This window comes from Streptomyces sp. NTD107 (assembly GCF_059510435.1).
In genome coordinates this window covers 38,210-51,061 of the sequence record NZ_JCAJZV010000007.1, presented here as the reverse complement: position 1 = coordinate 51,061, position 12,852 = coordinate 38,210, and the positions used below count along the sequence as shown (strand labels likewise).

The window sequence follows — 12,852 nt, the reverse complement described above, 5'->3', positions numbered from 1 at the left end:
TTCATCGGCTTGGGGTGCTTACTCGAATGCATCGATGTCCTCCGGTGACAGATCCCGGATGGATACGTCGGGGGCCGCCTCGCCGGCGTCCACCGGGCGGGCGACGCGGGCCAGCCCGGCCACGGTCCGCTGCCGAAAGATGTCCCGCAGCCCGATCAGCAGGCCCTCCTTGCGGGCCCGGCCGGCCAGCTGGATGGCGACGATGCTGTCGCCGCCCAGCTGGAAGAAGTCGTCGTCGAGGCCGACCTCTTCGGTCCGGAGCAGCTCGGTGACCAGCACCGTCAGTACCCGCGCCCGGTCTGCGACGGCCGCCTCGTCCATCCCGTCGTCATCCACGGCCACGTCGGGTGCCAAGGCCGGCGAGGTCACGATGGCCTGTGTCGTGGGCCAGCCGGCCGGCCGCAGCGCAAGACCGGCCGCCGGCCGCCCGGGATCGGCGGCCATGCCGGCCAGCACCTCGCCCAGCGCCGTCAGCAGCGCCTGGGCCTGCCCCGCGTCGCACACCTCGGGCCGGAAGGCGAGCCGGCAGTGCAGCCGGCTGCCGTCCAGACCGGCGTCCAGGGTGAGCGGATAGTGGGTGGCGTCGTTCATCACCAGGTCCACGGCGCGCACCCGGTCGCCCTCGCCGCCGAACCCGGCGCCGTCCGCCGGCACGTTCTGGAACACCAACAGCGTGTCGAACAGATCGCCGTGCCCGGCCCGCCGCTGGATGTCCACCAGCCGGGTGTGCTGGTGCGGCAGCAGCTCAGACTGCCGCCGCCACAGCTCGGCCAGCATCTCGTCCACGGTCAGCCCGGCATCGAACCCGACCCTTACCGGCACCGTGTTGATGAACAGGCCGACCATCCGCTCGATCCCGCCCAGCTGCGCCGGGCGGCCCGCGACGGTGGTGCCGAAGGTGACATCGGTGCGGCCGGTGAGCCCGCCGAGCAACAGCCCCCAGGCCGCCTGCACGACGGTGCTCACCGTGCTGCCGTGCCGGCCCGCCAGCACCTTGAGGGCGGTCACCAGGGCGGAGCCGAAGGTGGCCGTGACCCGCTCGGCGGGTACGGCCCCGGCCGTCTCGCCGGGCGCGGCGACCAAGGTCGGGCCGTCCAGGCCGGCCAGCGCCGTCTGCCAGGCGTGCCCGGCGGCGTCCTGGTCCTGGCCGGCCAGCCAGGCCAGATAGCCCCGGTAGGGGGTGACCGGCGGCAGCACCGAGGCGTCCCCCGCGCTGTTGTACAGCCGCATGAGTTCATCCAGCAGAACGGGCGCCGACCAGCCGTCCAGCAGCAGGTGATGGAACGTCAACACCAGTCGGCTGCGGCCCGCGCCCCGGTCCACCAGGACGCAGCGCAGCAGCGGGGGCCGGGCCGCGTCGAACGGCTCGCGGCGCTCGTACGCCATGATCCGGTCCAGCTCGGCGTCCCGCCCGGCCGCCGGGCGCGTGCTCAGGTCCAGCTGGGACCAGGGAAGTTCCACGGTGGCGGGGATGAACTGCACCGGCTGGGACAGTCCGTGGTGGGCGAAGCCGGCCCGCAGATTGGCATGGCGTACCAGCAGCGCGGCGACGGCGGCGCGCAGCCGGTCCGGGTCGGCGCCGCCCTCCAGGTCGAGGCCGAACTGGACGGTGTAGAAGTCGAGTTCCCGTTCGGCGTACAGCGCGTGGAAGAGCAGCCCCTCCTGGAGCGGGGCCAGCGGCAGCACCTCGTCGGGGGCGGTGCCGCCGGTGGACAGCAGCGCCAGCTCGCGCGGCTCCAGCCGTACCAGTGCGGGCACCACCGGCTCCCCCTCCGACTCGGAGGCCGGTACGGGCAAGGCGGTCTTCCGGGCCGCGGCGGCCAGGTCGGCCAGCGTCCGGTATCGCAGCACATCGGCCGGGGTGAAGTCGAGCCCGGCCGCCTGCGCCCGGCTCACCAGCTGGATGGAGACGATGCTGTCCCCGCCCAGGTCGAAGAAGCCGTCATCGGGGCTGACCCGCTCCAGCTCCAGCAGTTCGCCGACCAGCCGGCACAGGGTGCGCTCCGCCGCGTCGCGCGGCTCGCGCCCGGCCGGCCGGGTGGCGAAGTCCGGGGCCGGCAGCGCCCGCCGGTCGATCTTGCCGTTCGGGGAGAGCGGCAGCGAGTCCAGCGTGGTGCACACCGCCGGTACCATGTGGGCCGGCAGCCGCTCCGCGAGATGGCCGCGCAGCGCCTCCGCCGAGGCGGCTCGCGGCCCCTTCACCGTCACCCACGCCGCCAGCCGCCGGTGCCCGGAGCCGTCCTCGTGCACCGTCACCAGCGCCTGGTCGACCTTCGGGTGGGTGGCCAGCACGGTCTCGATCTCGCCCGGCTCGATCCGGAAGCCCCGGACCTTCACCTGGTCATCGGCCCGGCCGGTGAACACCAGCTCGCCGTCCGAGGTCCAGCGCACAAGGTCGCCGGTGCGGTACAGGCGTTCGCCGGGCGCGCCCAGCGGATGGGCCACGAACCGCTCGGCGGTCAGCCCCGGCCGGCCCAGATAACCGCGCGCCAGCCCGCTGCCGGCGATGTACAGCTCGCCGGCCACCCCGGGCGGCACCGGGCGCAGGCAGGCGTCCAGTACGTACACGGTGGTGTTCCACAACGGGCGGCCGATCGGCGGGCTGACCTCGCCCGACTGCGGCCCGCTCATGGTGGAGCAGACCGTGGTCTCGCTCGGCCCGTACACATTGACCAGCCGGCGGCCCGCCGACCAGCGGGCGACCTGGGCGGGCGGGCAGGGCTCGCCGCCCACGGCCAAGGTGCGCAGGGTGGGCAGCTCGCCGTCGGGGAGGGTGGCCAGCACCCCGGCGGTGATCTGGAGATGGGTGACCCGGTGGGTACGGATCAGCCGGGCCAGTTCGTCGCCGGCCGGCTGCTGGTGGCTGCCGGGCAGGACCAAGGTGGCGCCGGCGGTCAGGGTCATGGCCAGGTCGGCCATGGAGACGTCGAAGGCCGGCGAGACCGCCTGAAGGATCCGGCTGTCGGCGTCGATGCCCAAGTTCGCGACATGGGCGCCGGCCATCGCGGGGATGCCCTGGTGGGTGACCACCACGCCCTTGGGGCGGCCGGTGGAGCCCGAGGTGTGGATGATGTACGCGGCGTGGTCGGGGTGCGGTGGCACCCCGGCGGGGTCGGTGGCCGGGCGGGCGGCCAGTGCGGCGCGTACCCCGGGGTCGTCCACCACGACCCGTACCGCGCCGTCCGGGGCGTCCACCGGTGCGGCGCCGTCGGTGAGCAGCAGCGCGGGTCGGGCGTCGTGGAGCAGCCGGCGGATCCGCTCGGCCGGGTGGTCGGGGTCGATGGGCAGATGGACCGCGCCGCACTTGAGGACGCCCAGGGTGACGGCCAGCCATTCGGCGGACCGGGGCAGCGCGACCGCGATCCGCCGCTCGGGCCCGGCGCCGAGCGCGCGCAGCTGGTGCGCCCACTGGTTGGCGCGGGCGTTGAGCTGCTGGTACGTCAGCCGCTGCCCATCCGCGAGCACGGCGGTGTGCTCGGGGGTGCGGGCGGCCTGGGCGGCGAACAGTTCGGGGAAGGTGGTGTCGGCCACCGGCCGGGCAGTGGCGTTCCAGTCGGTGAGCACCCGTTGCCGCTCGGGCCGCCGCAGCAGGTCGATGGCGCCGACCGGCTGCCCGGGGTCGGCGACGGCCGCCGCCAGCAGGACGGCGTACCGCTCGGCCAGCGATGCCACGGTGGCCCGGTCGAAGAGATCGGTACGGAAGGTGGCCAGGCCACGGATCCCGGCCGGGGTGCCGTCCGCCGCGTACTCCTCGGTGAGTTCGATGCCCAGGTCGGTCTTGGCGGTGTCGATGGGGGCGGGTTCGGGGCTCGCCGTCAGGCCGGGGAGTTCCAGGCGTCCTGCGGTGTTGTTCTGGAGGGCCAGGAAGACCTGGAACAGCGGAGTGTGCGCCATCGTGCGGGCGCCGCCGAGCCGGTCCACGAGGCGCTCGAAGGGCAGCTCCTGGTGGGCGTAGGCGGCCAGGTCGGTGGCGCGGACCCGGCCCAGCAGTTCGGCGAAGGCCGGGTTGCCGGAGGTGTCGGTGCGCAGCACCAGGGTGTTGACGAAGAAGCCGATGAGGTCGTCGAGTGCCGGGTCGGTGCGGCCGGCCACGGCGGTGCCGATGGGGATGTCCGTGCCGGCGCCGAGGCGGGTGAGGAGGGTGGCGAGCGCGGCCTGGGCCACCATGAACAGGGTGACCTGGTGGTCGCGGGCCAGCTCGGTGAGCCGGGCGTGCAGGGCGGCGTCCAGCTCGAAGGCGACGCTGTCGCCCGCCGGGTTGAACTCCGCCGGGCGCGGCCGGTCGGCCGGCAGGTCGAGTTCGGCCGGCGCCCCGGCCAAAGCCTCCGTCCAGTAGGCGAGCTGACGGGCCGCCAGGCTGTCGGGGTCACTCTCCTCGCCGAGCAGCTCGCGCTGCCAGGGGGTGTAGTCGGCGTACTGGACGGGCAGCGGCGGCAGCCCGGGGTCCCGGCCGGCCAGGCGCGCGGTGTACGCGGCGGACAGATCGGCGGCGAACGGCGCGTTGGACCAGCCGTCGGTGGCGATGTGGTGCACCACCAGCAGCAGGACGTGCGCGGCGGGTCCGGTGCGGAACAGGGTGGCCCGTACCGGTAGTTCGGTGGCCAGGTCGAAGGGCTGCCCGGCGGCCTCGCGCAGGGCGACCGGCAGCTCCTCCTCTCCCAGGGTGGCCACCGGCAGCGGCACGCCGGCCTCGGCGGGCGGCAGCACCCGCTGCCAGGGCTTGCCATCCCGGTCGGGGAAGACGGTGCGCAGGCTCTCGTGCCGGGCGACCACATCACCCAGCGCGGCGCCGAGCGCGGCCGGGTCGAGGTCGCCGCTGAGCCGTACCGCGATCGGCAGGTGGTACGCGCCCGGGTCGCCCTGGCCCAGCCGGCCCAGGTACCACAGGCGCAGCTGCGCGAAGGACAGCGGCGGACGGGCGGGGCGTGCCCTGGCGGTCAGCTCGGGGACGTCCCCCCGGTCCTCGGCGGCGGTCAGCCGGGCGGCGAGCAGCGCCGGGGTCGGGGCCTCGAACACCGCGCGGACATCGGCCTGGACGCCGAACAGCGCCCGGGCGCGGCTGAGCAGCCGCACCGCGCTGAGCGAGTTGCCGCCGAGCCGGAAGAAGTCCTCGTCGGGGCCGACCCGGGGGCGGTCCAGCAGCTGGGCGAAGAGCGTGCACAGCATCTCCTCGCCGGGCGTACGCGGGGCGCGCGGGCCGGCGGCGGTGGACGTGGCGGTGCCGAACTCGGGCTCGGGCAGGGCCGTACGGTCCAGCTTGCCGTTCACCGTCAGCGGCAGCGCGTCCAGCAGCATGACCGCGTCCGGTACCAGATAGCCGGGCAGCACAGCGGCCAGCCCATCCCGTACGGCACCCCCGGTGAGCGCGCCGCCCTCGTCGGTGGTGCGGTCCGGCACCACATAGGCCACCACATGGCCCGCGCGCGGTGCCACCGCCTGGGCGGCGACCCCCGGCAGGGCGGCGATGGCCGCCACGATCTCGGCGGGCTCCACCCGGTGCCCCCGGACGCTGAGCTGGTCATCGGCGCGGCCGGCGAAGACCAGTACGCCGTCCGGCAGCCGGCACACCACATCACCCGTGCGGTACATCCGCTCCCCCGGCGGCCCCCAGGGGTCGGCGACGAAGCGTTCCGCCGTGCGGGCCGGCAGGCCCAGATAGCCGCGGGCCAGGCAGGGGCCGGCCAGATACAGCTCGCCGGGGGTACCGTCCGCGGCGTGCCCCAGGTGGGCGTCCAGCACATAGGCGCGGACATTGCCCTGCGGGCGGCCGATGGGCACCGGCCCGGCGGGCAGTTCCTCGCCCGGGGCGATCCGGTGCTCGGTGACATTCACGGTGGCCTCGGTCGGCCCGTACACATTCCACAGCACCGCGTCGGGGTGCCGCTCCCGCCAGCGGGCCACCGCCTCGCCCAGCAGTGGCTCGCCGCCGAGCAGCAGCTCGCCGGGGGAGAACTCCGGCGGCAGCGCCTCCAGCAGCGGCAGATGGCTGGGGGTGGCTTTCAGAAAGGTGCACGGCCGCCGGGCCAGCCGCGCCGACAGCGCCGGGTCCTCCGCGAGCGGGGCCAGCTCCACGGTGCCGCCCGCCGCCAGCGGGGTGAACATCGCGGTCACCGTCAGATCGAAGGTCACCGGCGAGTGCAGCAGCGCCGTCCCGGCCGCGCCCGGGTAGGCGCCGGCCGTCCAGGACAGATAGTCCACCACCGAACGATGGGTGACCAGTACGCCCTTGGGGCGGCCGGTCGATCCGGAGGTGTAGATGACATAGGCCGGGTGGCCGGGGCGCAGCGGCGCGGCACGCTCGGCGTCGGTGATGTCCTGGCCGGCGGATTGCGCCAGTTCGGCACGCAGCGCCGGGTCGTCCAGCTCGACCCGGGGGATGCCGGGGCAGGGCAGCCCGGCCGCCACGGCGCCGGTGGTGAGGACCAGGCCGGGCGCGGCGTCCGTCAGGACCTGCCGCACCCGCTCGGCGGGGTGGGTCGCGTCGACCGGCAGATAGCCGGCGCCCGACTTGAGGACCGCCAGCAGCGCCACCACCAGCTCGGCGGACCGCTCCAGCGCAACCGCCACCAGCCGCTCCGGGGCGGCGCCGCGCGCGATCAGGGCGCGGGCCAGCCGGTTGGCCCGGGTGTTCAGCTCCCGGTAGGTCAGTTCCTCGCCGGCGCAGCTCACCGCGACGGCGTCGGGGTGGCGGGCGGCCCGCTCCTCGATCAGCCGCGGAAGTACGGCCTCGGCGACCGGCCGTACCGGGCCGGCGGCCAGCGCGGTGAGCCGCTCCCGCTCGGCCTCGCCCAGCAGATCGAGCCGGCCCAGCGGGCGTTCGGGGGTGGCCACCACGGCCTCCAGCACCCGGCGAAGCTGCCGGACGGCCGCGCCGGCCAGCGCCGGATCGACCAGATCGGGGCGGTAGTACCAGTTGAGGACGGTCCGGGTGGCGTCGTGGGTGACGACCATACCCAGCGGGTAGTGGTTGTCGCCCTTGGTATCGACCTCGGACAGCGTGAGGCCGTGCACGGGGGCGGCCCCGTCCGTTCCGGCCGGAAAGTTCTCGAAGACAATCGCCGTGTCGAACAGGGTGGGCAGCCCGGCCAGCTCCTGGAGTTCGGTGAGCCCCAGCGCGTGGTGCGCCAGCAGCTCCACCCGCCGCCGCTGCGTCAGGGTGAGCGTGTCGATCAGGGACCGGTCCGGGTCCACCCGTACCCGTACCGGAAGCTGATTGGTGAACAGCCCCACCATGGACTCCACCCCGGGCAGCTCGGGGGGCCGGCCCGAGACCGTCTCGCCGAACAGCACATCGCGGCGGCCGGTCAGCCCAGCCAGCACAATGCCCCAGGCGCCCTGCACCACGGCGTTCATGGTCAGCCCGTGCCGCCGGGCGGCCTCGCCGAGCGCGGCGGTCAGCCCGGCCGGCAGCTCGTCGGTGATCCGCTCCGGCAGGGCGGCCCGGTGGCCGGGCGCGCCGGTGGCGATCAGCGTCGGCCCGTCGACCCCGGCCAGCGCGGTGCGCCAGGCGTCCCGGGCGGCGGTGCGGTCCTGGCGGGCCAGCCAGCCGAGATAGTCGCGGTACGGGCGGGCCGGCGGCAGGCCGGCGGCGTCCCCGGCCCGCCCGTACAGCTCGAACAACTCCTCGGCCAGCACGGATGCCGACCAGCCGTCCAGCAGCAGATGGTGGGCGGCGAACAGCAGCCGGTGCCGGTCGGCGCCCAGCTTGATGAGGGTGAAGCGCAGCAGCGGCGCGGTGGCCGGGTCGAAGCGGTGGGCGCGTTCGGCGGCCAGCAGCCGGTCGAGTTCGGCCGCCCGCGCCGCGCCGTCCAGGGCACTCAGGTCACGCTCGGTCCAGGGCACCTCGACGCGGTCCGGCACCAGTTGCACCGGGCGGCCGTCCGGCAGCCGGTGGAAACAGCCGCGCAGCACGGCGTGCCGGGCGGGGAGCGCGGCGACCGCCGCACGCAGCGCCGGCACGTCCAGGGTGCCGCGTACGTCGAGCGCCATCCGGGTGATGTAGACGTCCTCGTCGGCCCGCTGGTCGTAGTCGGTGTGGAAGAGCAGACCCTCCTGGAGCGGGGAGAGCGGCCACACATCGGTCAGCCCGGGTCGGCGGCGTTCGAGTTCCTCGATCTCGTCCTGGCCGAGGGCGACCAGCGGCAGATCGGAGGGCACCAGGCCGCCGGCCGGGGCGGCGCCGGGGCGGTGCGCGCCGGCCTCGGTGACCAGCTCGCGCAGCGCGCCGAACCAGGCGGCGGCCAGCGGCTCGACGTCGGCGCGGGCCAGCAGCCCCTGCGGCCAGGTCCAGGTGACGCTGAGCCGGGGCCCGTCGTGATGGGTCTCGGTGATGGCGTTGACGGTGAGGGTGTACGGCAGCGGGGTCGCCGGATCGGCGCCGCCGCCCAGCAGCGCGGCGCCGGCGCCCGGGCCCGTACCCTCGTCGGCCGCGCCGAGCCGGCCGAGGTAGTTGAAGCCGATCTGCGGCTCGGCGAACCGGGACAGTGCCACCGCGCCCCGGGGGTGCAGATGGCGCAGCATGCCGTAGCCGATGCCGTGGTCGGGGACGGACCGCAGGGTCTCCTTGACCCGCTTGAGCGCGGCCAGCGGCCGGCCCGCCCCGGTCGCCGGTCCCGGGTCGAGCCGTACGGGGTACAGGCTGGTGAACCAGCCGACCGTACGGGACAGGTCGGCGCCGGGCACGATGTCCTCGCGGCCGTGCCCCTCCAGGCCGACCAGCACACCCTCGCCGCCGCCCACGCCGCGCCGCCGCCGCCAGTCGTCGACGGCCACCGCGAGCGCGGCCAGCAGCACATCATTGATCTCGGCGCGGAACGCGGCGGGCACCGCGCCCAGCAGCGGCCCGGTGACGTCGGTGGGCAGTTCCAGGGTGAGCTGTCCGGCGGTGGCCAGGGTGTCCCGCTCCGGGTCCAGCGGGCGGCCGGTGAGCAGCGGGTCGGGGGCGGCAAGCATCCGCTGCCACCGGGCGAGTTCGCGCAGCCGGTCGGGCTCGGCGGCGGCGGCGGTCAGCTGCCGGGCCCAGGTACGGAAGGAAGTGCCGGCCGGCTCGGGCTGGTACGGCCGGTGCTGGGCGGCGGCGTCGAGGGCGGCGGTGAGTTCGGGCAGCAGGATGCGCCAGGACACGCCGTCCACGGCGAGGTGATGGATGGCCAGCCACAGCCGGCCGGGCTCGCCGGGACCGGCGTCGTACCACACGGCCTGCACCATGCGGCCGTCCTCGGGCACCAGCCGGGTGCCGGCGGCGCTCTCCTCACGGGCGGCGAGTTCGGCGCGGCGCTCGGGGAGCAGCCCGGCGACGGGCACCCGGTGCAGGCAGCCGCTCGCGGGGACGGTGCCCCGGGGCGGGATCTCCAGGGTCCATTCGCCTATCTCCTCAACCCGGCGCAGCCGCAGCCGCAGCACGTCGTGCCGGTCGAGCAGCCCCTGGAGGACCTCGGTGATCCGGTCCAGGCCGAGCCCAGCGGGCACCGGAACCGGCATGGCCTGGTGGAAGTGGTCCACCGGCCCGCCATGGGTGCTGAACCAGTGCATGATCGGGGTCAGCGGCACCGCGCCGACCGCGTCGTCCTCGGCGGCGGCCGGGTTGGGCGCCGGGGCCGTGCCGGGGCCCGTCGTACCGGTGTCGCGGGCGGCCTCGGCCAGCGCCGCCACGGTGCGGTGGGTGAACACATCGCGGGGGGTGAGCCGCAGCCCGGCCTTGCGGGCCCGGCTGATCAGCTGGATGGAGCCGATGCTGTCGCCGCCCAGTTCGAAGAAGCTCTGCTCGGCGCCGACCGCCGCCAGGCCCAGCACCTCGGCGAACAGCCGGGCCAGCAGCTTCTCCCGGTCGGTGGCGGGTGCGCGGCCGGTGACGGCCGTGACCGGCTTGGGCAGCGCGGCCCGGTCGAGCTTGCCGCTGACCATGAGCGGCAGCTCGGGCAGCGCCATGAACACCGAGGGCACCATGTGCTCAGGCAGCAGCCGGGCGGCGTGCGCGGTCAGTTCGGCGGCGTCCGGCGCGGTGCGGCCGGGCGGCGGCACGATGTAGCCGACAAGCTGGGCGCCGCCGCCGCGCGGCCGGTGCGGGAGTACGGCGGCCCGGGCCACGTCCGGATGCCGGGTCAGCGCGCTCTCGATCTCGCCGGGTTCGACCCGGAAGCCACGGATCTTGAGCTGGTCATCGGCGCGGCCGACGAACTCCAGGTGGCCGTCCGGGCGGCGGCGCACCAGATCGCCGGTGCGGTACATCCGGTCCCCCGGCGCCCCGTTCGGGTCGGCGGTGAACCGCTCGGCGGTCAGCGCCGGCCGGCCCAGATAGCCGCGGGCCAGGCCAGGGCCCGCCACGTACAGTTCGCCGACCGCTCCCGGTGGCACCGGGCGCAGCAGCGGGTCCAGCACGTCACAGCGGGTCCCGGCGACCGGCCGGCCGATCGGCGGCGGGCCGCCCTCCGGGTCCGGGGTGAGCGGCCCGGAGATGGTCACCGCCACGGTGGCCTCGGTCGGGCCGTACGCGTTGACCATCCGCCGGCCGGCGGCCCACTGGGTCACCAGCTCCGGCGGGCAGGCGTCGCCGCCGACGATCAGGCACCCGAAGTCCGGCAGCCCCTGGGCGGGCACTCCGGCCAGCGCGGCCGGCGGGATGAGGGCGTGCGTCACCCGGCGCTCGCGGATGACATCGGCCAGCGGTTCGCCGGCCAGCGGGCCCGGCTCCGGCACCACCAGGGCGGCGCCGGCGGTCAGCGTCATGGTCAGCTCCAGCACGGAGGCGTCGAAGCTGGGGCTGGAGAACTGGAGCACCCGGTCGCCGGCGCGGACCGCGAAGCGTTCGCGTTCGGTGGCGGCGAGGGCGGCCAGGCCGCGGTGGGTGACCAGCACGCCCTTGGGGATGCCGGTGGAGCCCGAGGTGTAGATCAGATAGGCGGGGGCGTCCACCGGGATGTCCAGGGCGGGCGGGGCGGCTTCGGGCAGCGGCGCCGCCCCGTACCGCAGCACCGGGCAGCCGGCCGGCAGCGGTATGCCGTCCGCTGCTCCGGCCACGACGACGGCCGCCGGGGCGGCGTCGGCCAGCATGAACGCGATCCGCTCCGCCGGATACTCCGGGTCAACGGGGAGGAAGGCGGCGCCGGTGCGCATGACCGCCAGCCGGGCGACCACCGACTCCACCGAGCGGGGCAGCAGCAGCGCCACGGTCCGCTCGGGCCCTACCCCCAGCGCGGCCAGCTCGGCGGCCAGCCGACCGGAGCGGTCGGCGAGTTCCGCGTAGCTCAGGGTCTCCCCGGCCGACTCCACGGCCGGCGCGTCGGGGGTACGGGCCACCTGGGCGGCGAACAGCGCCGGGAACGGGCACGGGGCGATGTCCCCGGGCTCCCCCCACTCCCCCGGCTGCCCCGGCTCCCGGTGGTGCCGCTCGCCGTCCGACCGCAGATCGACGGCGGCCAGTGACCGCCCCGGGTCCTCGGCCAGCGCCTCCAGCAGCCGGGTCAGCCGCCCGCCGAGCGCCGCCACCGCGTCCTCGTCGAACAGATCGGGACGGTAGTTGAGCACCAGCCGCAGCCGGCCCTCCAGTACGTGGGAGACCAGGCACATCGGGTAGTGGTTGGCGTCCAGCACATCGAAGTGCTCGATCGTCAGATCGCCGGCCAGCTTCCGCAGGCTCTCCAGATCGAACGGGAAGTTCTCGAACGCCACATAGGTGTCGAACAGTTCGTCGTGACCGGCCAGCCGGTGCAGCTCCCGCATCCCGGTGAACTGGTGGTCCGTCATGGCCAGCTGCTCGGACTGGACCCGGCCGACCACCTCGATCAGGGAATCCCCCGGTCGGCACCGTACCCGTACCGGCACGGTGTTGATCAGCATCCCGACCATCCGCTCCACCCCGGGCAGCCGCGGATGCCGGCCCGAGACCACGGTGCCGAACGTGACATCGTCCCGGCCGGTCAGCGCCGACAGCAGCAGTCCCCAGCAGCCGTGCACCGCGTTGCTGAACGTGACATCGTGGCCGCGCAAGGTCTTCGCCAGCGCCTCGGTCGCCGACTCCGACAGCTCAAGGGCCAACTGCCGGGGCGGGATGATCTCCCGGTCCCTGGCGGGCGACGCCAGCCGGGTCGCGCCATCGATCCCGTCCAGCGCCGCACGCCAGGCGCCCTCGGCGGCCGGCCGGTCCAGGCTGGCCAGCAGCGCCAGATGCTCCCGGAACGGGGTGACCGCCGGCAGCCCGGCCGGCTCCGCGCCTGCCCCGTACAGCTCGAACAGCTCGCCCAGCAGCACCGAGGTGGACCAGCCGTCCAGCAGGATGTGGTGGAAGCTCCACAGCAGCCGCCAGCCGTCGTCGCTCGTCCTGACGAGCAGCATCCGCATCAGCGGCGGACGCGCCAGATCGAAGCGCCGCCCCCGCTCCACCGCCTGTAGCCGGTCGGCCTCCGCCGCCCGCTCCGGCTCCGGCAGCTCCCGCAGATCGGCCTCCTGCCACGGCAGTTCGACCGCCCGGGCCACCACCTGGACCGGCGCGCTGTCCTTCGGGTGCAGCACCCCGACCCGCAGATTGGCGTGCCGCCGCAGCAGCACCCCGGCGGCGGCCCGCAGCGTCCCGGCGTCCAGCGGACCGCGCAGTTCGAGCACCACCTGCACGGTGTACACATCGGCGCCGCCCTCGTCGTACAGCGCGTGAAAGAGCAGCCCCTCCTGGAGCGGGGACAGCGGCAGAATGTCCTCGGGGCCTGACGTCGTTTTCACCGGGAACCTCCAAGGATGCCCCGGCCATCGCGCCGGGGAGGAATCGGGATGCTGCGCGGCGGGGCGGGAAACGCGGCCCCGCCTTCGGGGCGGATGACCGCTCGGACGGTCGGGTGACATCCGCGGCGTGCGCTGCGAGAG

General features: G+C 75.2%; 1 protein-coding gene. It reads right to left on the bottom strand.

Annotated features, from left to right (window positions below; genetic code table 11):
• Nucleotides 1-18: 18 nt before the first annotated feature.
• A complete protein-coding gene (locus AC5WRL_RS15965; protein WP_496089194.1) occupies nucleotides 19-12,711 on the bottom strand; it encodes an amino acid adenylation domain-containing protein in 12,693 nt (4,230 codons plus the stop codon).
• Between the last annotated feature and the right edge of the window lie 141 nt (nucleotides 12,712-12,852).